This is a genomic window from Leifsonia araucanica (assembly GCF_051161895.1).
In the GTDB taxonomy this organism is placed as follows: Bacteria; Actinomycetota; Actinomycetes; order Actinomycetales; family Microbacteriaceae; genus Leifsonia.
The window spans coordinates 1008466-1034801 of the sequence record NZ_JBMBTW010000002.1 but is presented as its reverse complement, the minus strand read 5'-3'; the positions used below and the strand labels follow the sequence as shown (position 1 = coordinate 1034801).

Sequence of the window (26336 nt, the reverse complement as noted above, 5' to 3'; positions counted from 1 at the left end):
CCAGGCGCATCCCGGCGGGTGAGCGCCAGACCAGCGGAACGAGAGCCATGCGCAGCACCACCTCCCTTCGACGCCCATCCGGACGGCGAGCGGGGGTGCGCGCACTCGGCGCAGCACTCATCGCCATCGCCCTCGTGGCCGGCACGGCCGCGTGCTCGCTGGTCGGGGGCAACGGCTCGGTCCCTGTCGCCACGGCGAAGGCTCCGACCGGCACGGACGGCGCGGTCAACTTCGACGAGGGCTACATCAAGGCGGGCACGGGAACCAAGCACGTCGACATCTGGTTCGACCCGATGTGCCCGATCTGCGGCGCGTTCGAGAAGGCCAACGGAGACACGCTGGCGAAGGCGGTCTCGGACGGCACGATCACGCTCCGGCTGCACCCGCTGACGTTCCTCGACCGGGCATCGAACGGCACCGGATACTCCACCCGCGCCTCCGCGGCGCTCACCTGCGTGGCGGTGAAGGAGCCGAACAGCGCTCTGGACTACTACACGGCACTGTTCGCCAACCAGCCGGAGGAGAACTCCAACGGGCTGACCAACGAGCAGCTGGCGAAGCTCGCCACGGACGGCGGCATGACCGACATCACCGACTGCCTCGGCCGCAGCGGCCCGTACCAGGCGTGGGCGCAGGCGAACACCGCGCACTCGCAGACGGGTCCCATCACCGTGGACGGCACGAAGGTGCTGGACACCATCCAGGGCACGCCGACCGTGCTCGTGGACGGCAAGCAGTTCACCGGCAAGGTCGATGACAGCGCCGCGTTCACCTCGTTCCTCGCGAAGAACTGAGCATCGCGGGCTCCTGCTATGCTCGTTCGCGGTAGACATCCTTTAACAGCCGTCCTGTGAGGCGGGGAAGGAGGTCGGCATGACAGTACGAACAGTGCTGCAACACGCTGACATCACCCGGGCGTTGACTCGGATCTCCCACGAGATCCTCGAGTCCAACCGGGGTACGAACGATCTCATCATCCTGGGGATCCCCACGCGTGGGGTCGTCCTCGCGCGGAGGATCGCGGAGAACATCCAGCGGATCGAGCCACAGGCGGTCGCATCGCCGGCCGACCTCGTCGGCGCGCTCGACGTGACGATGTACCGCGACGATCTCTCCCGCAACCCCACCCGCACCCCGGCGCCCACCTCTCTGCCGGGCAGCATCGACGGCAAGACCGTCGTGCTGGTCGACGATGTGCTGTACTCGGGGCGCACCATCCGGGCGGCACTGGATGCGCTGAGCGACCTCGGCAGGCCGCGCGCGGTCCGGCTCGCCGTGCTGGTCGACCGCGGCCACCGCGAGCTGCCGATCCGCGCGGACTTCGTCGGCAAGAACCTGCCGTCCGCCGCCTCGGAGCGCATCAACGTGCTGCTCACCGAGATCGACGGGGCCGAGGCCGTGACCATCGAGGACGGCCTGGCGGACGCCGCGGACGCCCAGGGCAGTGCGGAGGCCGGAGCATGAGGCACCTCCTCTCCACCCGCACCCTCGGGCGCGACGACGCCATCCGCATCCTGGACGTGGCCGAGGACATGGCCGACGTGCAGGAGCGCGAGGTCAAGAAGCTTCCGACGCTGCGCGGCAAGACCGTCGTCAACCTCTTCTTCGAGGACTCGACCCGCACCCGCATCTCGTTCGAGGCTGCGGCCAAGCGGCTCTCCGCCGACGTGATCAACTTCAGCGCGAAGGGCTCCAGCGTCTCCAAGGGCGAGAGCCTGAAGGACACCGCGCAGACGCTCGCCGCGATGGGCGCGGACGCCGTCGTCATCCGGCACAGCGCATCCGGAGCCCCGCAGACGCTCGCCGCCAGCGGCTGGATCGACGCTGGCATCGTCAACGCCGGAGACGGGATGCACGAGCACCCCACCCAGGCGCTGCTCGACGCGTTCACCATGCGGCGCAGGCTGCACGGTGCTGCATCCAGGGGTCGCGACCTCGACGGCGTGACGGTGACCATCGTCGGCGACATCCTGCACTCGCGGGTGGCGCGCTCGAACGTCTGGCTGCTGGAGACCCTCGGCGCCGACGTCACGCTGGTGGCGCCGCCCACCCTGCTGCCGGTGGATGCGTCCGGCTGGCCGGCGAGGATCGGTTACGACCTCGACGCCGCGATCGACGCAGGACCGGACGTGGTGATGATGCTCCGCATTCAGGGCGAGAGGATGAATGCGGCGTTCTTCCCCAACACCAGGGAGTATTCGCGTCGCTGGGGGCTGGACGACGAACGTCTCGCCCGGCTCGGCGACGGTAGCATTGTGATGCACCCCGGTCCGATGAATCGGGGTCTGGAGATTTCGGCGGCGGCGGCGGACTCACCCCGCTCGACGGTCAGGGAACAAGTGGCCAACGGGGTTTCCGTTCGAATGGCCGCTCTGTACCTCCTGCTGTCCGGTGGAGATCGGGAGGACTTGGCATGAACGAGAAGTATCTGATCGCGGGAGCGACGCTCGCAGACGGCACGCGTGCCGACCTGCTGGTGAGCGACGGCAGGATCGCGGAGCTGGGCACCGGGCTGTCCGCTGCCGGCGCGACGGTGGTCGATGCGGACGGGCTGCTCGCGCTCCCCGGCCTGGTCGACCTGCACACGCACCTGCGCGAGCCGGGCTACGAGCAGAGTGAGACGGTCCTGACCGGCACCCGCGCTGCGGCGGCCGGCGGCTTCACCTCGGTGTTCGCGATGGCAAACACCTCCCCGGTGGCCGACACGGCCGGTGTGGTCGAGCAGGTGCTGAGCCTGGGCGACGCCGCCGGCTACGCCACGGTGCGCCCGATCGGCGCCGTCACCGTCGGCCTGGAGGGCGAGCGGCTGGCCGAGCTCGGCGCGATGGCAGACTCCCGTGCACGCGTGCGGGTGTTCTCGGACGACGGCAAGTGCGTCTCCGACCCGCTGCTGATGCGCAGGGCGCTCGAATACGTCAAGGCGTTCGACGGCGTCATCGCCCAGCACGCCCAGGAGCCGCGACTGACCGTCGGCGCGCAGATGAACGAAGGCGCGCTGTCCGGCGAGCTGGGGCTGGCCGGCTGGCCGGCGGTCGCCGAGGAGTCGATCATCGCGCGGGATGTGCTCCTCGCCGAGCACGTCGGCTCGCGCCTGCACGTCTGCCACGTCTCGACCGCCGGCTCCGTCGACGTGATCCGCTGGGCGAAGGCCCGCGGCATCGACGTGACGGCCGAGGTCACCCCGCACCACCTGATCCTCACCGAAGACCTGGCGAGCGGCTACGACGCCCGATACAAGGTGAACCCGCCGCTGCGTCGGTCGGAGGACGTCGAGGCGCTGCGGGCAGGGCTCGCGGACGGCACCATCGACATCGTCGCCACCGACCACGCCCCGCATCCCGTCGAGTCGAAGGACTGCGAGTGGGATGCCGCCGCGTTCGGCATGGTCGGCCTGGAATCCGCGCTCTCGGTGGTGCACGCCTCCGTGGTGCAGAACGGGATGCTCGGCTGGGCTGACGTCGCCCGCGTGCTCTCGCACACCCCGGCGCGCATCGGCAGGCTGGCCGGTCACGGCCAGGCGATCGAGCAGGGGGCTGCCGCGGAGTTCACGCTCTACGACCCCGCTGCCTCCCGGTCGTTCTCCACCGGAGACCTCGCCGGAAAGGGCATCAACTCTCCCTACCTGTCGATGACGCTCCCCGGCCGCGTCATCGCGACCTTCCACCACGGATACCCGACGGTCTTCGACGGCGCGGTCTCCGACGCGGAGGAGGTCGCCGCCCGCGCGAGGGCGGTCGCCGGACACTACGAGGAGGCACTGCGTGGATAAGCTCGTCCCCGTCCTGGTCGTCGCGGCCGTCCTGGTCGTCGCCGTCCTGCTGATCGTCTGGGGCTGGCGACGACGCGTGCGACGCGACCGATCGGCGGGCGGCGGATACGCTGCCCCGGCTGCGGCCACCACTGCAGCGCAGCCGCTCGCGCGCGTCGCGACCTTCTACGTCGCCACCACCAAGGGCGGGGAGCACCTGGAGCGCCTCGCGCTCCCCGGGCTCTCGTTCCGCGGAAAGGCGGAACTGAGCGTGACGGAGGACGGCGTCAGCGTCGCCATCCCCGGCGAGCAGCCCGTCTACATCCCGTCGTCGGCGATCACCGGCCTCGGGGCGGCGACCACCGCCATCGACCGTGTTGTCGAGAAGGACGGACTGCTCCGTCTCTCCTGGACCACCAGCGGCGGCGTGGCGGCAGACAGTTTCTTCCGGGTCGTCGACCCGGCCGACCGGGCGCCGGTGATCGCCGCGGTCGAATCCATTCTCCCCGCCGGCCATCAGGCGGGAACCAGCACGGAAAGTGAGGTGTGACGTGGCGCAGGCAACCCCCGCCGTCCTCGTCCTCGAAGACGGAACCCGCTATGTCGGACGGGCGTACGGCGCCGTCGGCCGCACGTTCGGCGAAGCGGTGTTCTCCACCGGCATGACCGGATACCAGGAGACGCTGACCGACCCGAGCTACGCGGGCCAGATCGTCCTGATGACGGCCCCGCACATCGGCAACACGGGCACGAACGACGAAGACATGGAGTCCCGCCAGATCTGGGTCGCCGGCTACGTCGTGCGCGAGCCCAGCCGCATCGTGTCCAACTTCCGCGCCCAGCGCAGCCTCGACGACGACCTGGTCGCCCAGGGCGTCGTCGGCATCAGCGGGATCGACACGCGCGCGGTGACCAGGCACATCCGGTCGGCGGGCGCGATGCGTTCCGGCATCTTCTCCGGCGAGGACTTCGACCTCACCGACGGGGAGCAGCTGGAACTCGTGCGGTCCACCTCGACGATGGCGGGCACCAACCTGTCTGCCGAGGTGTCGACGCCCGAGCCGTTCACGGTCCCCGCGGTCGGCGAGAAGGTCGGCTCCGTCGCCGTTCTCGACCTCGGCGTGAAGAAGTCGACGCTCGAGAACCTCGCAGCGCGCGGCCTCGACGTGCACGTGCTCCCGCAGATGGTGTCGGCCAGGGATGTGCTGGAACTGCAGCCGTCCGCCCTGTTCTTCTCGAACGGGCCAGGTGACCCCCAGGCGTCCGGCAAGCACGTCGCGCTGCTGCAGGAGGTGCTGAGGGCCGGCGTCCCGTACTTCGGCATCTGCTTCGGCAACCAGCTGCTCGGCCGCGCGCTCGGCCTCGGCACGTACAAGCTGCCGTTCGGCCACCGCGGCATCAACCAGCCGGTGCTCGACAAGCGCACCGGCCGGGTGGAGATCACCGCGCAGAACCACGGGTTCGCCGTGGATGCGCCGATCGACGGTGTGTTCGACTCCCCGGCGGGCTTCGGCCGCGTCGAGGTCAGCCACTTCAGCCTCAACGACAACGTGGTGGAGGGGCTCAACTGCCTCGACCTCAACGCGTTCAGCGTGCAGTACCACCCCGAGGCGGCCGCAGGGCCCCACGACGCCAACTACCTCTTCGACCGCTTCCTCGACATGATCACCGCTCGGGAGAACGGCGCAACCGCATCGCAGGGAGACTCCGAGTAATGCCGAAGCGTTCCGACATCAATTCCGTCCTGGTCATCGGCTCCGGCCCGATCGTCATCGGGCAGGCCTGTGAGTTCGACTACTCCGGCACCCAGGCGTGCCGCGTGCTCCGCGAGGAGGGCGTGCGCGTCATCCTGGTGAACTCGAACCCGGCGACCATCATGACCGACCCCGACTTCGCCGACGCCACGTACGTGGAGCCGATCACGTGGGAGGTCATCGAGACCATCATCGCCAAGGAGAAGCCGGATGCGATCCTGCCGACCCTGGGCGGCCAGACCGCTCTCAACGCCGCCATCCAGCTGCACGAGCACGGCATCCTGGAGAAGTACGACGTCGAGCTGATCGGCGCCAAGTTCGAGGCCATCCAGAAGGGCGAGGACCGCCAGATCTTCAAGGAGCTGGTGATCGAGGCCGGCGCGGAGGTCGCGCGCTCGCACATCGCGCACACCGTCGAGGAGGCCGTCGAGTTCGCCGAGGACCTCGGCTACCCGCTGGTCGTCCGTCCGTCGTTCACGATGGGCGGCCTCGGCTCCGGCTTCGCGTACACCGAGCAGGAGTTGCGCCGCATCGTCGGCGACGGCATCCACCAGAGCCCGACCAGCGAGGTGCTCCTGGAGGAGTCCATCCTGGGCTGGAAGGAGTACGAGCTCGAGCTGATGCGCGACACCGCCGACAACACGGTGGTCGTCTGCTCGATCGAGAACGTCGACCCCGTCGGCGTGCACACCGGTGACTCGATCACCGTCGCTCCCGCCCTCACGCTGACCGACCGCGAGTACCAGCGGATGCGCGACATCGGCATCGACATCATCCGCGCCGTCGGCGTCGACACCGGCGGCTGCAACATCCAGTTCGCTGTCGACCCGGCGAACGGCCGCATCATCGTCATCGAGATGAACCCGCGCGTCTCCCGCTCGTCGGCGCTCGCGTCGAAGGCGACCGGCTTCCCGATCGCGAAGATCGCCGCGAAGCTCGCCATCGGCTACCGCCTGGACGAGATCCCGAACGACATCACCAAGGTCACCCCGGCGAGCTTCGAGCCGACGCTCGACTACGTGGTCGTCAAGGTGCCGCGGTTCGCGTTCGAGAAGTTCCCCGCCGCCGACCCCACCCTCACCACCACCATGAAGTCGGTCGGAGAGGCGATGGCCATCGGCCGCAGCTTCAGCAGCGCGCTGCAGAAGGCGCTCCGCTCGCTGGAGAAGCGCGGGTCGTCGTTCCACTGGGGTGCCGAGAACCGCACCGTCGAGGAGCTGCTGACGAGCATCCAGACCCCGACGGACGGCCGGATCGTGGATGTGCAGCAGGCGCTCCGCCTCGGAGCGACGCCCGAGCAGGTGTTCGAGGCCACGAAGATCGACCCGTGGTTCCTCGACCAGATCGTGCTCATCAACGAGGTCGCGGAGCAGATCCGCACCGCGGAGACCCTCGACACCGACACGCTGCGGGATGCGAAGGACCACGGCTTCTCCGACGCGCAGATCGGTCAGCTGCGCGGCTTCGGCGAGGCGGACGTGCGCGAGATCCGCCACATCCTGGGTGTGCGTCCCGTCTACAAGACGGTGGACACCTGCGCAGGCGAGTTCCCGGCCCTCACGCCGTACCACTACTCCAGCTACGACCTGGAGACCGAGGTGGAGCCGAGCGACAGGCGCAAGGTGGTCATCCTGGGCTCCGGCCCCAACCGCATCGGTCAGGGCGTCGAGTTCGACTACTCCTGCGTGCACGCGTCGTTCGCATTGAGCGACGCCGGGTACGAGACGGTCATGATCAACTGCAACCCGGAGACGGTCTCGACCGACTACGACACCAGCGACCGCCTCTACTTCGAGCCGCTCACGCTGGAGGACGTGCTGGAGGTCATCCACGCGGAGAGCCAGAGCGGCGAGCTCGTGGGCGTCGTCGTGCAGCTCGGCGGCCAGACGGCGCTCGGGCTGGCGAAGGGCCTGGAGGCAGCAGGCGTCCCGATCCTCGGCACCACGCCCGAGGCGATCGACCTGGCGGAGGAGCGCGGCCTGTTCGCCGAGATCCTCGAGAACGCCGGACTCCTCGCGCCGCGCAACGGCACCGCGTTCGACTTCCCCGGCGCCGTGCAGGTGGCGGAGCAGATCGGCTACCCGGTGCTCGTGCGCCCGAGCTACGTGCTCGGCGGCCGCGGCATGGAGATCGTCTACGACAGCCCGTCGCTGGCCGACTATTTCGAGCGCGTGGCCGGTCAGGGCATCGTCGGGCCGGCGCATCCACTGCTGGTGGACCGCTTCCTCGACGACGCCATCGAGATCGACGTGGACGCGCTCTACGACGGAGAGACTCTCTACATCGGCGGCGTGATGGAGCACATCGAGGAGGCGGGCATCCACTCGGGTGACTCGAGCTGCACGCTTCCCCCGATCACGCTCGGTCGTCGCGAGATCGACAGGGTGCGCGAGGCGACGCTGAAGATCGCGGAGGGCATCGGCGTGCGCGGACTGCTGAACGTGCAGTTCGCCATCGGCGCCGGCGTGCTCTACGTGCTCGAAGCGAACCCGCGTGCCTCCCGCACGGTGCCGTTCGTGTCGAAGGCGCTGGGCATCCCGCTGGCGAAGGCTGCCTCCAGGATCATGGTCGGCGCAACCGTCGCCGGGCTGATCGAGGAGGGTCTGCTTCCGCAGCAGGACGGCTCGATCATCCCGATGGACTCGCCGGTCGCCGTCAAGGAGGCCGTGCTGCCGTTCAAGCGCTTCCGCACCAAGGAGGGCAACGTCGTCGACTCGGTCCTCGGCCCGGAGATGCGCTCTACCGGCGAGGTCATGGGCATCGACAAGGACTTCCCGCGCGCGTTCGCCAAGAGCCAGTCGGCCGCGTACGGCGGCATGCCGCTCGGCGGCACGGCGTTCGTGTCGGTCTCCGACCGCGACAAGCGCTCGATCGTGCTTCCGGTGCTCCGCCTGCAGGAGCTCGGCTTCTCGATCCTCGCCACAGAGGGAACGGCGGAGGTCCTGAACCGCAACGGCATCGCCGCCAGCGTCGTGCGCAAGTTCAGCGAGACGGAGAACGTGGATGCGCCATCCATCGTCGACCTGATCAACCGCAACGAGGTGGATGTGGTCATCAACACCCCGAGCGGCCGCTCCGCCCGGGCGGACGGCTACGAGATCCGCGCCGCTGCGGTGGCCGGAGACAAGCCGCTGTTCACCACGATCGCCGAGCTGAGCGCTGCGGTGGCATCGGTGGATGCGATCCGCGAGGGCTTCGACGTCAAGTCGCTGCAGCAGTACGCGATCGAGAGGGCCGCACGCGCGTGAGCTTCGGTGACCGGCTCGCCGGAGTCTTCGCGGCCAGCGGGCGCCTCTGCGTCGGCATCGACCCGCACGCGCACCTGCTGGAGAGCTGGGGCCTCGCGGCCTCGGCCTCCGGCGCGCGTGAGTTCGGGCTCGCGGTGGTCGAGGCGACGAAGGGACGGGCGGGCATCGTCAAGCCGCAGGTCGCGTTCTTCGAGCGATACGGCTCCGCGGGGTACGCGGCGCTCGAAGAGGTGATCGGGGCTGCCCGCTCGGCCGGGCTGCTGGTGATCGCCGACGCGAAGCGCGGGGACATCGGCACCAGCGTCACGGCGTACGCGGAGGCGTGGCTCACCCCCGGCGCCCCGCTGGAAGCGGACGCGATGACCATCGCGGCGTTCCAGGGCGTCGGGTCGATCGAGGAGCCGATGCGGCTGGCGGAGGCGAACGGCAAGGGCCTGTTCGTGCTCGCCGCGACCTCCAATCCGGAGGCGGCGGCCATCCAGCGCGCGGTCGTCCAGGACGGCCGGCGTGCGGGGAGCACCGTCGCTCGTGCGATCATCGAAGACGTGCAATCGTTCAACCAGGCGCAGACCCCCAGCGCATTCGGGTCCGTCGGGCTCGTGCTCGGCGCGACCCTCGACCTCACCGGCTTCGGCATCGACATCGCGGGGGAGCCCGGCGTCAACCGTGCTCCTGTGCTCGCCCCGGGCTTCGGCCACCAGGGCGCGAAGGTGGAGGACGCATCCCGGCTGTACGGCTCGTTCGCGGGCGGCGTGATCGTGAGCGAGTCGCGCGGGCTGCTCGGCGCCGGTCCGTCCGGCCTGGCCGACGCCATCGCGCGCAGGGCCGAGGAGGTGCGTGCGAGCCATGTCTGACCAGACGACAGCAGAGGGAGCGACAGCGGAGGGCACGACCGCAGCGGGCACGACAGCGTCCCACCGGCCGGCCCCGCCGGAGGTGGACCGTGCCGCCGCATCGCAGGCCGCCGTCGCCGCCCGCCGGGCGCGCGCGGCCGTCAAGGCCGCTATCGCGCACCAGGAGATCTCGCCGCTGACCGTCCTGGACAAGGCGACGGCCGACCCGGAGGGCGTCGAGGGGCGCCTGCGGGTCACCGAGTTCCTGCTCAGCGTGCCCGCGATCGGCACCACCAAGATGCAGGATGCCCTGCGTACGCTCGCGATCTCGCCCGCCAAACGGCTGGGCGGCCTGGGCAGGCACCAGCGCCTGCGCCTCCGCGACTACCTGATCGACCGCGAGGCGAAGGCCGGGCGGCTGAAGAACCACCTCGTGGTGCTGGCAGGACCCACCGCCGTCGGCAAGGGGACGGTCTCGACGTACATCCGCGAGAACTATCCGGATGTGCTGCTCTCGGTCTCCGCGACCACCCGCGCCCCGCGGCCCGGCGAGGTCGACGGCGTCAACTACTACTTCGTCGACGACGCGGAGTTCGACAGGATGATCGCGGACGGCGAGCTCCTCGAATACGCCACGGTGCACAACGCATACCGCTACGGCACGCCGCGCAAGCCGATTGAGCGCGCGCTGGACGAGGGCAAGAGCGTACTGCTCGAGATCGACCTGCAGGGCGCGCGCAGCGTGCGGAAGGCGATGCCGGAGGCGCGACTGATCTTCCTGCTGCCTCCGACCTGGGAGGAACTCGTCCGCAGGCTCATCGGCCGCGGCACAGAGGAACCGGCGGAACAGCAGCGCAGACTCGAGACGGCGAAGGTCGAATTGGCCGCTCAGGACGAGTTCGATCACCGCGTCGTGAACACCGACGTGGCCGAGGCGGCGCGCGAGGTCGTAGACTTGATGAAGATCCGCGCGGCGCCGTCGCGCCCGTAGACCGTTTTCGTCGCGTCATTCAGACGCCGTCGCAGCCTGCGACCACCCACGATCCGTTCAACCTGCAAGGAGCAATACACGCATGGCACTCAGCAACAAGGGCATCATCGACCCGCCCATCGACGACGTTCTCGCCAAGGTCGAGTCCAAGTACGCTCTGGTCATCTTCGCCTCCAAGCGCGCACGCCAGATCAACGACTACTACGCCGACCTGCACGAGGGCAGCCTGTTCGACAACGTCGGACCGCTGGTCGACTCGTCGGTCGACGACAAGCCGCTGTCCGTCGCGCTGCACGAGATCAACGAGGACAAGCTCACCATCAAGCCGATCGCCGAATAGCGACGCCCCCGGGCCCTGCGCCCGGGCAGGAGCAGTGCCGTGGGAGAGCCGCGTCGTCAATGCGATGGCGTCGTTGAAGGGGAGGGCGTCGTGAGCGCACGATTGACCATCGTCGTCGGGGTCACCGGCGGCATCGCCGCGTACAAGGCCGTCGGTGTGATCCGTTCGCTGGTGCTCGAAGGGCACTCGGTGCACGTGGTCGCCACCGAGGCGGCCCTGCGCTTCGTCGGACGCCCGACGCTGGAGGCGATCAGCCGCAACCCGGTGGCGACCGACCTCTACGAGGGCGTCGCCGAGGTGCGGCACGTCGCCATCGGCCAGTCGGCCGACCTGATCGTCATCGCTCCCGCGACGGCCAACACCATCGCCAAGCTCGCGGCGGGTCTCGCCGACGACCTGCTCGGCAACACCGTGCTCGCGAGCACGGCCCCGCTCGTCATCGCCCCGGCGATGCACACCGAGATGTGGCGCAACGCCGCCACCGTCGCCAACATCGCCACCCTGCGCTCGCGCGGCGTGACCGTCGTCGGACCGGCGAGCGGTCAGCTCACCGGCGCAGACTCCGGCCCCGGCCGGATGGAGGAGCCCTCCGTGATCGTGCGGGAGGCGCTGGCCGCGGTCGGCGCGCATCCCGAGCGTGCGGCGGCAGGGGATGCAGCGCAGCCAGCAGTGGATGCGTCGGCACCCGCCGCTGAGACCCCCACTGTTCCCGCTTCCCCCGTCGCGGCGTCCGCATCCGGTGCGGACATCGTCGTGCTCTCCGAGCGCCGCAGGGCCAACGAGGCGGCACGCCGCCCGCGCGGAGGAGACGACCTCGCCGGAAAGCGCGTTGTCGTCACCGCCGGGGGCACGCGTGAGCCGCTCGACCCCGTGCGCTTCCTCGGCAACCGGTCGAGCGGGCGCCAGGGCGTCGCCGTCGCCAGCGCGGCCCTCGCCCGCGGAGCGGAGGTCGTGCTGATCGCCGCCCACCTCGAGGTCGAGCCGCCGGAAGGCGTGGAGCTGATCGAGGTGCAGACGGCACTCGAACTGCAGGAGGCGGTCACCGAGGCAGCGCGCGCCGCCGACATCGTCGTGATGACCGCCGCCGTCGCCGACTACCGGCCGGCCGAGGTCCGCGAGACCAAGATCAAGAAGGCGGTCGCGGGGGAGACCCTCACGCTCGAACTGGTCGCCAACCCGGACATCCTGGCCGGTCTCTCGGCTGCACGGCGCGACGGTCAGGTCATCGTCGGCTTCGCGGCGGAGACGGAGCCCGACCCGTCGGCGCTGATCGAACTCGGCCGCAGCAAGCTCGCGTCGAAGGGCAGCGACTTCCTGGTGATCAACCAGGTGGGCTGGTCGCAGGGCTTCGCAACGGACAGCAATGAAGTCGTGGTCCTCCGCCGGGGCGGGGATATAGTGATGGAGGCCTCGGGGACCAAGTTGTCGGTGGCCGATCGTATTCTCGACGTCATCGCCTGACGAGCATCTCGGGCACCGTCCGAGCAGCCACAATCCGGCTAAGGAGAACAATGGCAGATCTGCGCCTCTTCACGTCCGAATCGGTCACGGAAGGCCACCCGGACAAGATCTGTGACCAGATCTCCGACAGCATCCTGGATGCGCTCCTCACGGTCGACCCGCACAGCCGCGTCGCCGTCGAGACCCTGGTGACCACCGGCCTGGTGCACGTCGCCGGCGAGGTGACCACCAAGGGCTACGTGGAGATCCCCGCCCTGGTGCGCGCCAAGCTCGTGGAGATCGGCTACGACTCCTCCGACGTGAGCTTCGACGGCACCCAGTGCGGCGTGTCCGTGTCGATCGGCGCGCAGTCTCCCGACATCGCCCAGGGCGTCGACGACGCGCTGGAGACGCGCGCGGAGCAGAGCAACGACGACCTGGACCGGCAGGGCGCAGGCGACCAGGGCATCATGTTCGGCTACGCCACCACGGAGACGCCGCAGTACATGCCGCTGCCGATCTGGCTCGCGCACCGCCTCTCCGAGCGTCTCGCGACCGTGCGCAAGGACGGAACGCTCGACTACCTGCGGCCGGACGGCAAGACCCAGGTGACCATCGGCTACGAGGGCATCGTCCCGAAGTCGGTGCAGACCGTCGTGCTCTCCACCCAGCACGCGCCGAGCGTGTCCAACGAGCAGCTGCAGGCCGAGGTGATCGAGGAGATCATCGCCCCCGTGCTGCACGAGGCCGGGCTGGAGTCCGCGCACGTGCGCACCCTCATCAACCCGACCGGCCGGTTCGAGATCGGCGGTCCGAAGGGCGACGCGGGGCTCACCGGCCGCAAGATCATCGTCGACACCTACGGCGGCGCGAGCCGTCACGGCGGAGGCGCGTTCTCCGGCAAGGACCCGTCGAAGGTCGACCGCTCCGCGGCATACGCCATGCGCTGGGTGGCGAAGAACGCGGTCGCCGCCGGTTTCGCCGACCGGCTCGAACTGCAGATCGCCTACGCGATCGGCAAGGCGGCGCCCGTCGGGCTGTACGTGGAGACGTTCGGCACCGGCCACGTGCCGGAGGACCGCATCATCTCCGCGATCCGCGAGGTGTTCGACCTGCGCCCGGCCGCGATCATCCGCGACCTCGACCTGCTGCGCCCGATCTACGCGAAGACCGCGACATACGGCCACTTCGGCCGTGAGCTGCCGGACTTCACCTGGGAGCGTCTGGACCGCGTCGACGACCTCCGGTCGGCCGCAGGCCTCTGACGATGGCGGCGGCCGGCCGGGTCGCCCGCATCGTGATCGACTCGGCGCTTCCCCAACTCGATCACCTCTTCGACTACGGCGTGCCGGATGCGCTCGACGCTGACGTGCATCCGGGGGTGCGGGTCAAGGTTCCGCTGCGCACGGGCGCCAGGATGGTGTCCGGTTTCGTGGTGGAGCTGCTGCCGCGCGACCAGATCGACTACGAGGGCGAGCTGACGCCGATCGACCAGGTGGTGTCGACGGCGAGCGTGCTGACACCCGCGGTGTGGGCGCTGGCCAGGAAGCTGGCCGACCGCAGCGCGGGGACGGCGAACGATATCCTGCGCTTCGCGGTTCCCCCGCGGTCGGTGCGGGTGGAGAAGGCGTGGCTGGCTGCCCAGGCGGCGGCGGTGGCCGCGGGCGACAAGCCGGATGCGCCAGGTAGCGCGAGCACCCAGGAGGCGGCCCACCCACACACCGCGCCGATCGGCGGCTACGGCGACGGCGTGCTGGAGGCGGCCGTCGCCGCGGGGGCGCGGATCGCGCTCCGCACCATTCCCGGCGTCGTCCGCACACCGGAGGGCGAGTGGGTCGGCCAGTGGGCCGTGACTCTCGCCGGGGCGGCCGTCGCCTGCTGGGCGGCGGGAAAGACCGCGATCATCGCCGTCCCCGACTACCGCGACCTCGACCAGCTCGCCGCCACGCTGCTCGCGCTGGCTCCCGCCGAGGCCGTCGTGCGCGTGGACGGCCGGCAGACAGACTCCGAGCGGTACAAGGCGTTCCTCGGCGCGCTGTCCGGTCCGCGCATCGTGATCGGCAGCCAGTCCGCCGTGTACGCGCCCGCCGACGACCTCGGCCTGCTGATCGTCTGGAACGACGGGGATCCGCTGCACGCGGCCAGGCAGGCCCCGTACATCCACACCAGGGATGCGGCGCTCGTGCGGCAGGAGCAGCAGGGCGGCGCGCTCATCCTGGCCGGGCGCATCCGGAGCGTCGAGGCGCAGCGGCTGGTGGAGCTGGGCTGGCTGCGGGCGGTCGACCCGGAGCGCATGGTGTGGCCGAAGGTGATCCTGAGCGCGAACCAGACGGCGGAGGAGCCGGTGGCGCGGGCGGCGCGCATCCCGTCCGTGGCGTGGAAGACCGCGCGCGCGGCCCTCGACGGCGACGAGAAGACGCCGGCGGGACCGGTGCTGATCCAGGTGGCGAGGCCCGGGTACGCGCCCCAGATCGCCTGCGCGAAGTGCGGGCAGGCCGCGCGCTGCAACCGTTGCACGGGCCCGCTCGGGCAGCGGAGGGCCGGAAGCGTTCCGTCCTGCGGCTGGTGCGGGGCGCTCGCGACCAACTGGCACTGCGACCACTGCGAGCACGACCGGTTCCGGCTGGTCACGCTGGGGTCCGGCCGCACGGCGGAGGAGCTGGGGCGTGCGTTCCCCGGGGTGCGCGTGATCGTGGCGGACGGCGAGCATCCCGTGCAGTCCGTGCCGGATGCGCGCGCCATCGTCGTGGCGACCCGCGGTGCTGAGCCGATCGCCGCGGGCGGGTACCGTGCCGTGCTCCTGCTCGACGGCGAGCGGATGCTGGCGAGGGAGACTCTAGGTGTCGCCGAGGACTGCCTGCGCTGGTGGACGAACGCGGCCGGGCTCGCCGCGCCGGGAGCGCCGACCGTGCTGGTGGGGGTCTCGGGCGGTCTCGCGCGCGACTTCGCCACCGGGAGGGTCGCGGAGTTCGCGCACGCCGAGCTGGTGGACCGCCGCGCCCTGCACTTCCCTCCCGCGGTGCGGCTCGCGTCGATCGCGGGGGCCCCGGACGTGGTGGAGGCGGCGGTCGCCGCCGTCGATCCAGCGCTGCTGATCGACGTGCTCGGCCCGGCGACGGTGGACGACTCCACCGTGCGCGCGATCCTGCGCTTCGAGTACGCGAAAGGGCAGGAGGTCGCGACGGCGGTGCGCGGCGCGATCGTCCGCAACGCGAGCAAGCGGCGCAAGGCTCCGGCGGGCAAGACCGGGTTCCGCCCGGCGCCGACGCTGCGCGTGCAGTTCGACGACCCGGAGATCATCTGACCCCTGTGCCTCCGATCCCTGGCCAGCCGACCCCGGCCGGTAGGATCGACGGTGGCCGCGGAGCACGCGGCCGACGTTCCCGACCGAAAGAACCCGCTATGCCCCGATTCCCGTCCACGCCGCACCGCACGGAGAACGAGGGATGAGGCTGGTCTTCGCCGGCACCCCGGCGGTCGCCGTCCCCGCGCTGCGGCTCTTGGCCGAGCGGCACGAGGTGGTGGCCGTGCTCACGAGGCGCGACGCGGAACTGGGGCGCAAGCGCGTGCTCACGCCGTCCCCGGTCGCCGCTGCGGCGGACGAGCTGGGCATCGAGACGATCAAGGCCAACCGGCTCGACGAGACGGTGACGGAGCGCATCCGGAGCCTGGCGCCCGACCTCGGCGTGATCGTGGCGTACGGCGGTCTGGTGCGCGAGCCGCTGCTGTCGACGCCGCGGCTCGGCTGGGTGAACCTGCACTTCTCGCTGCTTCCCGCCTGGCGCGGCGCAGCCCCGGTGCAGCACGCCGTGATCGCCGGAGACGAGGTGACGGGGGCCGCGGTGTTCCAGCTGGTGCCGGAACTCGACGCGGGCGACGTCTTCTCGGAACTGACCCGCGCGATCGGCGCCGACGAGACCGCAGGCGACGTGCTCGGTGCGCTCTCGCTTTCCGGCGCCGACCTGCTGGCGGACACGGTGGATGCGCTGGCCGACGGCACGGCAGCCTCCGCGCCGCAGACCGGAGCCGTCACGCTCGCGCCGAAGCTGTCGCTGGTCGACGCGCACCTCGACTTCCACCAGCCGGCTGCGGCGGTGTACGCCAGGCAGCGCGGTGTGACGCCGGAGCCCGGGGCGTTCGCGCTGCTCGGCGACGACCGGTTCAAGGTTCTCGCGGCCCGCCCCGCCCCGGATGCGGACGAGCTGGCCCCCGGCGCGGTCGCGCTGCAGGGCAAGCGGGTCGTGGTCGGGACGGGCACGTATCCGCTGGAGCTGGTGACGGTGCAGCCGGCCGGGAAGAAGGCGATGGCTGCCGCCGACTGGTGGCGCGGCCTCTCCGCGGCGAACGGGGTGGTGCTGCGATGAGCGAGCGGAACAGGAACCAGAGCGGCCAGGGCGGTCGCGGCGCGCAGGGCGGCCACGTGCAGCCGGCGCGCCGGGTCGCGTACGACGTGATCGCCGCCGTGCGCGACTCCGACGCCTACGCCAACCTGCTGCTGCCGACGCGCATCGCGCGCGCCGGCCTCAACCCCGGCGACGCCGCCCTCGCCACCGAGCTGACGTACGGCACGCTCCGGATGCAGGGATACTACGACCTGGTGATCGCCCGCGCGGCCGGGCGTCCGGTCGACCGCATCGATCCGCCCATCCTGGATGTGCTGCGGCTCGGCGCCCACCAGCTGCTGTCCACACGGGTGGCGCCGCACGCGGCCGTCAACGAGTCCGTCGCGCTCGCCCGCAGCGTCGGTTCGCGCTCGGCGACCGGCTTCACGAACGGCGTGCTGCGCGAGATCGGCCGGCACAGTCCGGAGGAGTGGCGGCAGCGCATCCTGGCCGACACGAAAGGCCAGGACCAGGAGCTCTCCGCGCTGACCTCGCATCCGGTGTGGATCGTGCGTGCCTTCCGCCGCGCTCTCGAAGCGGAGGGCAGGGAAGCCGAGCTCGCCGACCTGCTGAACGCCGACAACGCGGCGCCCAGGGTCAACATGGTCGCGCTTCCCGGACTCGCCGACCTGCCGGACGACGCGACCGAGGACCGGTTCTCTCCCGTCGGCTTCACCGCGGGCGGCGGGGATCCGCAGGCCAGGGTCGAGGAGGCGGGCGGACGCCTGCGGGTGCAGGACGAGGGATCGCAGCTCGCCGCACTCGCGCTCAGCAGGGCGCGCCCGATCGTGCCGGGTGAGCAGTGGCTCGACCTGTGCGCCGGGCCGGGCGGCAAGGCCGCGCTGCTGGCCGCCGAGGCGCGGCTGGGTGGTGCGACGCTCACCGCCAACGAGGTCGTCCCAGCCCGCGCGGAGCTGGTCCGGCGTGCGCTGGCCGCGCTGCCGGAGCCCGTCGAGGTGCTCGAACTGGACGGCACGACCGTCGGAGAGTCCCATCCGGAACAGTTCGACCGCATCCTGCTGGACGCCCCGTGCACCGGGCTCGGTGCGCTGCGCCGCCGGCCGGAGGCGCGCTGGCGCAAGACCCCGCGCGACGTCGCAGAGCTCACCGGACTGCAGGCGCGGCTGCTCGACGCGGCCATCGCCGCCGCGAAGCCCGGCGGGCTCATCGCCTACGTGACCTGCTCCCCGCACATCGCGGAGACGCGGGGCATCGTCGCGGCGGCGCTGGACGCGCACGACGACGTCGAAGCCGTCGACACGCCGTTCGTGCTGCAGGAGCTCGTGCTGGAGCGCCTCGACCTCGCCGGTGACGGCCTGGCCGCCCAGCTGTGGCCGCACCGTCACGGCACGGACGCGATGTTCATCGCGCTGCTCGCCAAGCGCTGAGCCGGGGTCGCCGGTTTTGTAGGCTGGAGGCATGCCAGTCCGGATCAACCCCAGCATCCTCGCCGCCGACTTCGTCAACCTGGAGCGTGACCTCGGTCGCATCGCCACCGCCGACCTCGTGCACGTGGATGTGATGGACAACCACTTCGTGCCGAACCTGACGTTCGGTCCGCAGATGGTGGGGCGCATCCAGGACGTGTCCGCGATCCCGCTCGACGTGCACCTGATGATCGACGACCCGGAGCGCTGGGCGCCGGGATACGCGGAGCTCGGCGCGTTCTCCGTCACCTTCCATGCCGAGGCGGCCACCGAGCCGATCACGCTCGCCAGGCGCCTGCGGGAGATCGGCGCGCGGGCGGGGATCGCGCTCAAGCCGGGAACGCCGGTCGACGACTACCTCGACCTGCTGCCCGAGTTCGATCAGGTGCTGGTGATGACCGTCGAGCCCGGCTTCGGCGGCCAGTCGTTCATGCCGGAGACCATGCCCAAGCTCGCCAGGCTGCGCGCGGCGGTGGATGCGACGGGCGCCGACGTGTGGCTGCAGGTCGACGGCGGGATCACCGAGGAGACCATCGCCGTCGCCGCCGAGAACGGTGCGGACACCTTCGTCGCGGGATCGAGTGTGTTCAAGGCGGAGAACACCGAGCGGCAGATCGCACTGCTGCGCGAGACGGCCGCCCGCCACAGCCACCCGGTCAGCCGCTGACCACGGCCTGCGCGGGCTCCCGTCGGCGGATCACGGCGGGTACGGTCGCGATGCTCGCCACCGAGATCAGCGCGGCGACGGCGAACACGTAGAAGCCGCCCGGATACGCCAGGTCGAGCGTCACGAGCACCCCGGTGATGGCCGGTCCGGCGATGGCGCCGATGCGCCCGATGCCCGCGGCGAAGCCGAGCGCCGTGCCGCGCACCTCCGGAGGGTAGAGCTGGCTGACGAACGCGTAGACGAGCACCTGCGCGGAGAACACGAAGACGCCGGTGACGAAGATCGCCGCGTACAGCAGCACGACCTCGTCCATCCGGATGCTCAGCAGCGCGAGGAACACCGCAGCCAGGAAGAACCAGACCAGGGTGACGCGCTTGGTGCCGTTGCGGTCGGCGAGCGCTCCGGCGAGGACGAGCCCGGCGACGGCGCCCAGGTTGAGGACGAGCAGCAGGCCGAGCGCGTCTCCGGTGTCGTACCCGGCGACCTTCATGAGCTGCGGAAGCCAGGTGTTGAGGCCGTAGACCAGCAGCAGTCCCATGAACGACGCCGTCCAGATGCCGATGCTGGCGAGCAGGTACGGCCGCCGGACGAGGACCCCGACGGTTCCCGCCGGCCGGGCTGCTCCGTCCGCACGACGGGCGAGGACGGCCGCCGACTCCGGCAGCGTGAACCAGAGCAGGGGAAGCACCACGAGCCCGGCGACGCCGCCGACCATGAACATCAGCTGCCAGTTCGGCACGATCGCGAGGGCGAGCAGCGCGGTGAGGACGGCGCCCGCGTGGTAGCCGGTCATCGTGAGCGTCGTCGAGCGCCCGGTGCGGGTGGACCCGGCGAACTCGCCCACGTAGGCGAGCACGGTCGGGATGCACGCCCCGAGCCCCAGCCCGGCGAGCAGTCGCAGGGCGCCGAAGACGAACACGTTCGGCGCGGCGACGATCGCGATCGTGAACACCGAGAACAGGGTGACGCAGGTGATCAGCGTCGCGCGCCTGCCGTAGCGGTCGGTGAGCGGGCCCACGGCGAGCGCACCGATTCCGACCCCGACGAGTCCCGCTGTGGCCACGGCCGTCGCGCCGCCAGGGTCGAACCCGAGCGCGCCCGTACCGATCAGGGTCGGGATGACCGTGCCGAGGACGACCAGGTCGAAGCCGTCGAGCGCCACCACGATCCAGCAGAGCATGACGGGCCAGACGCGGGCGGTGGACGGGGGTGAGCTCGTCATCGGAGCCTCCTTGCTGTGATGCGGGGTGGTGCTGGTGGTGCGTGGTGCTGCGGTTCGTGCGTCACGGCGACGCGATGGCAAAACGGATGTTCGCCTGGCGCACGCTCGTGCGCCATCAGAACGCACCGTAGCATGGTGGGACGCGCAGGAAGGAGTCGACGTGGCCAATTCGCCGTCGGGGGAGTCGCTGATCACGCGGCTCGTCCGCATCCTGAGCACGCTCGACTCCGGGCATCCGCCCCTGACCGCGACCGCCGTTGCCCGGCTCGCCGACCTCCCCGTGGCGACCGTGCACCGGCTGGTCGCCGAGCTGAGCGCGATCGGCTGGCTGGTGAAGGACGAGCAGGGCAGGATCGGCCTGGGCCTCGACCTGTGGGAGCTCGCCCACCGTGCCCGCTCGCCGTACACGCACCTGCTCACGATCGCGCGCCCTGCCATGCAGGAGGTGCAGCGGGTGGTCGGGCAGAACACCCAGCTCGGCGTGCTCACTGCGGACGGCGACGACGTGCTCTACCTCGAGTGCTACTCAGGTGAGGGGTCGGTGGAGAACGCGGCGACGACGGCGACCAGGCTTCCCGCGTACCGGTCGTCGGCCGGGCACGCGATCGTGGCGTTCGCCGACCGCGCGATGCGGGAGGGCTTCATCGCGGACTGGGAGCCGAGCCTGCCCGGTCTCCGGCACCGGCTGGCCGGGGTGCGCACGAGCGGCCACGCCGTCGTGGAGGGGATGATGCACCCGGACACGGCGGGTGTCTCCGTGCCGGTGCGCGAGCCGGGGCTCGAGGTGGTGGCGGCGCTCAGCGTCGTCGTCCCGCGCGACCCCGCTGTCATCGCCGCGGTGATCCGCCCACTGACGGAGGGCGCAGAGCGGATCACCGCTGCGCTGCGGGCCGACGCGCTCGCCGCTCTCAATGAACGAGAAGGGCGCTCCGCCGCTCAGCCGTCCTGACAAACTGACCGCACTCGTCAGAACCATCAGGAGGAGTGCAGCTATGGCAGCGCGCAAAGAATCGACCAGGGTCGCGATCGTCGGAGGCGGTCCGGCCGGTTTGATGCTCTCGCACCTCCTCGCGAGAGACGGCATCGACAGCGTCGTCGTCGAGCGGCGCACACGGGCCGAGATTCACGCGACGGTGCGTGCGGGCATCCTGGAACCCGGCAGCGTCCGGATGCTGGTGGAGTCCGGCGCCTCCCGACGCGTGCTGGAGAAGGGCGACAGGCACGACGGCATCGAACTGCGCATCGACGGCGACGGCCACCGGATCGACTTCCAGGACCTCGTCGGCCAGTCGGCGTGGCTCTACCCGCAGACCGACGTGTTCGCCGACCTCGCCGATGCCCGCGAACGCGACGGCGGCGACGTGCGCTACGCGGTGCAGGACGTGACGGTGACAGGCGTGACGGACGCGCATCCGCTCGTCGTGTTCACCGAGGACGACGGTTCTGCCGTCGAGCTGAGCTGCGACGTGGTGATCGGCGCCGACGGCTCGCGCAGCGCCTGCCGCAAGCTGATCCCGGATGCGCAGCGCCGCAGCTACTTCCGTGAGTACCCATTCGCGTGGTTCGGCATCCTCACTGAGGCGCCGCACAGCGCGGAGGAGCTCATCTACGCCGCATCGGACCGCGGCTTCGCGCTCATCAGCCAGCGCAGCGAGACCGTTCAGCGCATGTACTTCCAGTGCGACCCTGGCGAGGACGCCGACCAGTGGAGTGACGCACGCATCTGGGACGAGCTGCAGAGCCGCGTCGCAGGCAACGGCTTCTCCCTCGCCGAGGGACCGATCACCGACCGCGTCGTGCTCCCATTCCGCAGCTTCGTCTGCGAACCACTCAGGCACGGTTCGCTGTTCCTCGCGGGCGACGCCGGACACACCGTGCCTCCGACGGGCGCCAAGGGGCTGAACCTGGCGCTCGCCGACGTGGGAGTGCTGCACGAGGCGCTGGCCGAACTGCTGCTCGGCGGGAGCGCATCCGGCGTGGACAGCTACAGCGACCGTGCCCTGGCCAGGGTGTGGAAGAGCCAGCACTTCTCGTACTGGATGACGACGCTCCTGCACGAGCAGCCGGGCGCGAGCGATTTTGACAGGCGCAGGCAACGCGGCGAGCTGGAGTCCATCGTCTCCTCCCGCGCAGGCTCGGCGTTCCTCGCGGAAGGCTACACCGGCTGGCAGCATGCCGCCGTTGCGCAGCCCGTCGCCTGACCAGCAACACCCTCCTCCACGAAAGGACGCCGATGTCACCCACGACCCCACCCACCCCACCGCACCCGCTCCGGCCGCAGTCGGCGCTGAGCGCGGAGATCCAGGCCATCCACGCCGCATACGCGGACGGGCGGGCGGCAGGCGCGCCGGAGGAGCACGGCACCCGGCGTGACTTCCCGCCGTACCGCAGCTCCCTGCTGCGCCATCCGACCAAAGACCTCCGTCACACCGACCCGGAGACCATCGAGCTGTGGTCTCCCGCGTTCGGCCACCGGGATGTGCACCCGCTCGAGGCCGACCTCACCATCCAGCACAACGGGGAGCCCCTCGGCGAGCGGATGGTCGTGACCGGCCGGGTGCTCGACGGGGACGGCAGACCGGTGCGCGGCCAGCTGGTGGAAATCTGGCAGGCCAACTCGGCCGGGCGGTACATCCACAAGCGCGACCAGCACCCCGCCCCGCTCGACCCCAACTTCACCGGGGTGGGACGCTGCATCACGGGGGCGGACGGCAGCTACCGCTTCACGACGATCAAGCCGGGCCCGTACCCGTGGAAGAACCACCACAACGCGTGGCGTCCGGCCCACATCCACTTCTCCCTGTTCGGCACGGACTTCACCCAGCGGATGATCACGCAGATGTACTTCCCCGGCGACCCGCTGTTCGCCCTCGACCCGATCTACCAGTCGATCGTCGACCAGGAGGCGCGCGACCGGCTCGTCGCCCGGTACGACCACGACGTCACGACCCACGAGTGGGCGACCGGGTACACCTGGGACATCGTGCTCAGCGGCTCGGGGCGCACCTGGATGGAACCAGAAGGAGACGACGAATGAGCACAGCGCTCGCCCCCACGCCCGGCCAGACCGTCGGCCCGTTCTACGGTTACGCCCTCCCGTTCGCCGGCGACTCCGAGCTCACCGCGCCGGGGGCGGCGGGCACCATCCGGTTGCACGGCACGGTCACCGACGGAGCGGGCGTGCCCGTGCAGGACGCCATCCTCGAACTCTGGCAGGCCGACGAGCACGGAGCAGTGCCCCGTGCCACCGGCTCCCTCCGCCGGGACGGCCACACCTTCACCGGATGGGGGCGGGCGGCCACCGACGACGACGGCCACTACACCTTCAGCACCCGCACACCCGGACCGACCGAGCAGGGCGCGCCCGCCTTCTTCGCCGTGCTGGTATTCGCCAGGGGACTCCTCGACAAGCTGCACACCCGCGCATACCTCCCCGACGACGAGACGGCGCTCGCCGCAGACGCCTTCCTCGCCACGCTGCCGGAGGACAGGCGAGGCACGCTGATCGCCGAGCGGGAGCCGGACGGCTCACTGCGGTTCGACATCCGGTTGCAGGGCGACGACGAGACCGTGTTCATCGACTTCGGCGGCGACCGGCGATGACGGACGGAGACGTCGGCATCCTCGATCCGGCGGTGGCAGCATCCGGTGGCGCGGCGCTCTGCACGGACCTGGCCGTGGTGCAGGCGATGCTGGACACCGAGTTCGCCTGGGCGCAGGTGCTGGTCGAGCAGGGCGTCGGCGACGCGGCCTGGCTGCCGGTCATCGAGGACGCCTGCGCCGTCGAGCTGTACGACCTGGCTGCCATCGCCGCGGACGCGGCGGGCGGGGGCAACGCGCTCATCCCGTTACTCGCGCGGCTCAGGGCGACGACGGCCGAGCGGTCGCCGGAGGCCGCGGCGTTCCTGCACCTCGGGGCGACCAGCCAGGACATCGTCGACACGGCGCTGATGCTGGTCGCCGCCCGGACGCTCACTGCGGCCGCGTCCGCTTTGGATGCGACGGCCGACGCCCTGGTGACGCTGGTGGGCGAGCACCGGTCGACACTGATGGTCGCGCGGACGCTCGCGCAGCACTCGCTGCCGTCCACCTTCGCCCTCAAGGCGGCGCACTGGCTGGCCGGGATCACGGCAGCGCGGAGCCGGCTGAGCGCGCTGCTTCCGACGCTGCCGCTGCAGTGGGGTGGCGCGGCGGGCACGCTGGCGTCGCTCGACACCCTGCGCGACGTGGACACGCTCGCCCTGGTGGATGCGCTGGCCGCGCGCCTCGGGCTGGCCGCGCCGGTCGCGCCCTGGCAGACGAACAGGTGGCCGGTGCTGCGCGCCGGAGGAGCGGCGGCCGAGGCGGTGGCGGCGTGCGCGGTGATCGGCACGGACGTCGCGCTCCTCAGCCGTCCGGAGTTCGGCGAGCTGTCCGAGCCGCGCGCCGACGGCCGCGGGGTGTCGTCCGCGATGCCGCAGAAGCAGAACCCGGTGCTCTCCGTGCTGCTCAAGCGGGAGGGGCTGCGGGTCGGGCCCGACCTCGGCGCGCTGACCGCCGCCGCCACCGCGACCGTCGACGAGCGCTCGGATGGCGGCTGGCACGCCGAGTGGACGCCGCTGCGGTCGCTCGTGCGCTCGGCGGTGGTGTCTGCGGAACTCGCGGCCGAACTGGCCGGCGGGCTGGGCGTGCATCCGGAGCGGATGCGGCAGAACCTCGGGCTGGCTGGTCCCATGCTGCTGAGCGAGCGCGTCGTGGCCGTGCTCGGCCGGGCTCTCGCCGACCGGGGCGACCACGACGGTCCGCGTGACGTGCGGGCGGCGATGACCGCAGCGCGGGATGCGGCCACCGGCGACACAGGCGACGCCGGCACCATCGAGCGTTCCCTGCTCGCTACGCTCGGGGCGGAGCGGCTTGCCACCGCGCTCGGCGGCACGACGCTGAGCGACCTGCTCGATCCGGCGGGCTACCTCGGCAGGGCCGACGACTTCTGCGACAGGATCGTGGCGGAGGCGACCACACGGACACCCCTCGGCAAGGAGCCACGCGCATGAGCGTTCCCACCATCGTCCTCACCGCCCTCGCACAGCGGGCAGGCGACCCTGCCTCGCCCGTGCTGGTGCTCGGGCCGTCGCTCGGAACGTCGGTCAGCGCCGTCTGGGCGCCTGCCGTGCCGTGCCTGGCCGAGCGGTACACCGTGATCGGCTGGGATCTGCCCGGCCACGGGCGCAGCCCCCGGCCGGATGCGCCGTTCACGCTGGCCGAACTCGCTGCCGGTGTGCGGGCGGCACTCGACGCGGCGCGTGCCGCCGGCGACCTCGGCGAGGGCGCACTGTTCGCCGCGGGGGTGTCGCTCGGCGGCATCACGACGCTGCGCCTGGCACTGGATGCTCCCGCCCTGTTCTCCGGGATCGGGCTGGTCTGCTCCGGCGCGAGGATCGGCGAACCCGACGCGTGGCGCGCGCGGGCGGAGAGGGTGCGCACGCAGGGCACGCCGACCATGCTGGCCGGGTCGGCACAACGCTGGTTCGCGCCGGGCTTCCTGGAGCGGGAGCCCGAGGTGTCCAGCCGCCTGCTGCACTCGCTGTCCGACGCGGACAAGGACGGATACGCCGCGTGCTGCGACGCGCTGGCGGAGGCCGACCTGGTGGACGAGCTGCCGCGCATCCCGGTGCCGGTGGTGGCGATCGCGGGGGAGCACGACGGGGTCGTGACCGGTGAGGACGCGTGGATCGTCGCCAGCGGTGTCGCTGCGGGCTCCGCCGAGTGGGTGCCGGGTGCCGGGCATCTCGCGTCGGCCGAGCGGCCGGAGCGCGTGGCCGAGATCCTGATGCGGCACTTCGCGCGGGCAGCCGACATCGCCGTCGCCGACAGCTACGGTGCCGGGATGCGCGTGCGCCGCCAAGTGCTCGGCGCCGAGCACGTCGACCGGGCCACCGCGCGCAGCGCCGGAGCGGTGGACGAGGACTTCCAGGAGCTGATCACCCGGTACGCCTGGGGCTCGATCTGGACCAGGCCCGGCCTGCCGCGCACGATGCGCAGCGCCATCACCCTCACGGCGCTGATCGCGGGCGGCCACTGGGAGGAGTTCGAGCTGCACCTGCACGCTGCGCTCCGGAACGGGCTGACCGTCGCAGAGATCCGCGAGGTGATCATGCAGAGCGCGTGTACTGCGGCGTCCCCGCGGCCAATCACGCGTTCTCCGTCGCCCGCGGCATCCTGGCGCCCGACCGCGCGGGGTAGGATGTTCACCAGACGCACGTATGTTCGCACAGCGAACACCGTGGGCAGCAACACGCAGTGAA

General features: G+C 71.1%; 23 protein-coding genes. 22 read left to right on the top strand and 1 reads right to left on the bottom strand.

Annotated elements, in window-relative coordinates; translation table 11 throughout:
- Positions 1-47 precede the first annotated feature (47 nt).
- The 16 genes from ACN6M5_RS04965 (at position 48) to rpe (ending at position 18830) form a co-directional block, all read left to right on the top strand.
- Positions 48-794 carry a DsbA family protein gene (locus ACN6M5_RS04965; RefSeq protein ID WP_434948751.1) on the top strand — a complete coding sequence of 249 codons (747 nt, stop codon included), beginning with the start codon at positions 48-50 and terminating at the stop codon, positions 792-794.
- Positions 795-873: 79 nt separating this feature from the next.
- Complete coding sequence (gene pyrR / locus ACN6M5_RS04960) at positions 874-1464, top strand: bifunctional pyr operon transcriptional regulator/uracil phosphoribosyltransferase PyrR (RefSeq protein ID WP_434948750.1); 591 nt, start codon at positions 874-876, stop codon at positions 1462-1464.
- Complete coding sequence (locus ACN6M5_RS04955; RefSeq protein WP_168689556.1) at positions 1461-2417, top strand: aspartate carbamoyltransferase catalytic subunit; 957 nt, start codon at positions 1461-1463, stop codon at positions 2415-2417. Before pyrR ends, ACN6M5_RS04955 begins: the two co-directional genes overlap by 4 nt.
- Positions 2414-3769, top strand: coding sequence for a dihydroorotase (locus ACN6M5_RS04950; protein WP_434948749.1), 1356 nt, complete (start codon positions 2414-2416; stop codon positions 3767-3769). The genes ACN6M5_RS04955 and ACN6M5_RS04950 overlap by 4 nt, the downstream gene beginning before the upstream one ends.
- Positions 3762-4298 (top strand): PH-like domain-containing protein, encoded by a 537-nt coding sequence (locus ACN6M5_RS04945; RefSeq protein WP_434948748.1) that lies wholly within the window; start codon positions 3762-3764, stop codon positions 4296-4298. Before ACN6M5_RS04950 ends, ACN6M5_RS04945 begins: the two co-directional genes overlap by 8 nt.
- Before the next feature lies 1 nt (position 4299).
- Positions 4300-5463, top strand: a complete 1164-nt coding sequence (gene carA, locus ACN6M5_RS04940) for a glutamine-hydrolyzing carbamoyl-phosphate synthase small subunit (protein WP_247597075.1) — start codon at positions 4300-4302, stop codon at positions 5461-5463.
- Complete coding sequence (carB, locus tag ACN6M5_RS04935; protein WP_434948747.1) at positions 5463-8750, top strand: carbamoyl-phosphate synthase large subunit; 3288 nt, start codon at positions 5463-5465, stop codon at positions 8748-8750. The genes carA and carB overlap by 1 nt, the downstream gene beginning before the upstream one ends.
- Entirely contained in the window at positions 8747-9604 is an 858-nt protein-coding gene (gene pyrF, locus ACN6M5_RS04930; RefSeq protein ID WP_168689553.1) for an orotidine-5'-phosphate decarboxylase, read from the top strand. The genes carB and pyrF overlap by 4 nt, the downstream gene beginning before the upstream one ends.
- Positions 9597-10574 carry a guanylate kinase gene (gene gmk, locus ACN6M5_RS04925; protein WP_434948746.1) on the top strand — a complete coding sequence of 326 codons (978 nt, stop codon included), beginning with the start codon at positions 9597-9599 and terminating at the stop codon, positions 10572-10574. Before pyrF ends, gmk begins: the two co-directional genes overlap by 8 nt.
- 82 nt (positions 10575-10656) lie before the next feature.
- Complete coding sequence (rpoZ, locus tag ACN6M5_RS04920; RefSeq protein ID WP_085367736.1) at positions 10657-10914, top strand: DNA-directed RNA polymerase subunit omega; 258 nt, start codon at positions 10657-10659, stop codon at positions 10912-10914.
- A 102-nt stretch (positions 10915-11016) separates the two neighbouring features.
- The gene (locus ACN6M5_RS04915; RefSeq protein ID WP_434952315.1) at positions 11017-12375 is read left to right on the top strand and encodes a bifunctional phosphopantothenoylcysteine decarboxylase/phosphopantothenate synthase; all 1359 of its coding nucleotides are present in this window, start codon (positions 11017-11019) and stop codon (positions 12373-12375) included.
- Positions 12376-12425: 50 nt separating this feature from the next.
- Complete coding sequence (gene metK / locus ACN6M5_RS04910) at positions 12426-13619, top strand: methionine adenosyltransferase (RefSeq protein WP_085367734.1); 1194 nt, start codon at positions 12426-12428, stop codon at positions 13617-13619.
- 2 nt (positions 13620-13621) lie between these two features.
- The gene (locus ACN6M5_RS04905; RefSeq protein ID WP_434948745.1) at positions 13622-15658 is read left to right on the top strand and encodes a primosomal protein N' family DNA-binding protein; all 2037 of its coding nucleotides are present in this window, start codon (positions 13622-13624) and stop codon (positions 15656-15658) included.
- A gap of 142 nt (positions 15659-15800) precedes the next feature.
- Positions 15801-16718, top strand: coding sequence for a methionyl-tRNA formyltransferase (locus ACN6M5_RS04900; protein ID WP_434948744.1), 918 nt, complete (start codon positions 15801-15803; stop codon positions 16716-16718).
- On the top strand, positions 16715-18124 hold the full coding sequence (locus ACN6M5_RS04895) for an RsmB/NOP family class I SAM-dependent RNA methyltransferase (protein WP_434948743.1): 1410 nt from the start codon (positions 16715-16717) through the stop codon (positions 18122-18124). The genes ACN6M5_RS04900 and ACN6M5_RS04895 overlap by 4 nt, the downstream gene beginning before the upstream one ends.
- 31 nt (positions 18125-18155) lie before the next feature.
- Positions 18156-18830 (top strand): ribulose-phosphate 3-epimerase, encoded by a 675-nt coding sequence (rpe, locus tag ACN6M5_RS04890; RefSeq protein ID WP_434948742.1) that lies wholly within the window; start codon positions 18156-18158, stop codon positions 18828-18830.
- Here rpe and ACN6M5_RS04885 read toward each other — a convergent pair.
- Positions 18820-20052, bottom strand: coding sequence for an MFS transporter (locus tag ACN6M5_RS04885; protein ID WP_434948741.1), 1233 nt, complete (start codon positions 20050-20052; stop codon positions 18820-18822). The two genes, rpe and ACN6M5_RS04885, sit on opposite strands and share 11 nt — an antisense overlap.
- A 160-nt stretch (positions 20053-20212) precedes the next feature.
- On the opposite strand from ACN6M5_RS04885, the gene ACN6M5_RS04880 reads away from it, so the two are divergent.
- Genes ACN6M5_RS04880 through pcaDC form a run of 6 tightly spaced genes read left to right on the top strand, consistent with a single transcriptional unit; the run spans position 20213 to position 26335 of the window.
- The gene (locus ACN6M5_RS04880) at positions 20213-21001 is read left to right on the top strand and encodes an IclR family transcriptional regulator (RefSeq protein WP_434948740.1); all 789 of its coding nucleotides are present in this window, start codon (positions 20213-20215) and stop codon (positions 20999-21001) included.
- Between the two features lie 43 nt (positions 21002-21044).
- Complete coding sequence (locus ACN6M5_RS04875) at positions 21045-22253, top strand: 4-hydroxybenzoate 3-monooxygenase (RefSeq protein WP_434948739.1); 1209 nt, start codon at positions 21045-21047, stop codon at positions 22251-22253.
- A 32-nt stretch (positions 22254-22285) separates the two neighbouring features.
- Positions 22286-23089, top strand: coding sequence for a protocatechuate 3,4-dioxygenase subunit beta (gene pcaH, locus ACN6M5_RS04870; protein WP_434948738.1), 804 nt, complete (start codon positions 22286-22288; stop codon positions 23087-23089).
- Entirely contained in the window at positions 23086-23655 is a 570-nt protein-coding gene (gene pcaG / locus ACN6M5_RS04865; RefSeq protein WP_434948737.1) for a protocatechuate 3,4-dioxygenase subunit alpha, read from the top strand. Before pcaH ends, pcaG begins: the two co-directional genes overlap by 4 nt.
- Positions 23652-25085, top strand: a complete 1434-nt coding sequence (locus ACN6M5_RS04860) for a lyase family protein (protein WP_434948735.1) — start codon at positions 23652-23654, stop codon at positions 25083-25085. Before pcaG ends, ACN6M5_RS04860 begins: the two co-directional genes overlap by 4 nt.
- Complete coding sequence (gene pcaDC, locus ACN6M5_RS04855) at positions 25082-26335, top strand: bifunctional 3-oxoadipate enol-lactonase/4-carboxymuconolactone decarboxylase PcaDC (protein ID WP_434948733.1); 1254 nt, start codon at positions 25082-25084, stop codon at positions 26333-26335. Before ACN6M5_RS04860 ends, pcaDC begins: the two co-directional genes overlap by 4 nt.
- Position 26336 lies beyond the last annotated feature (1 nt).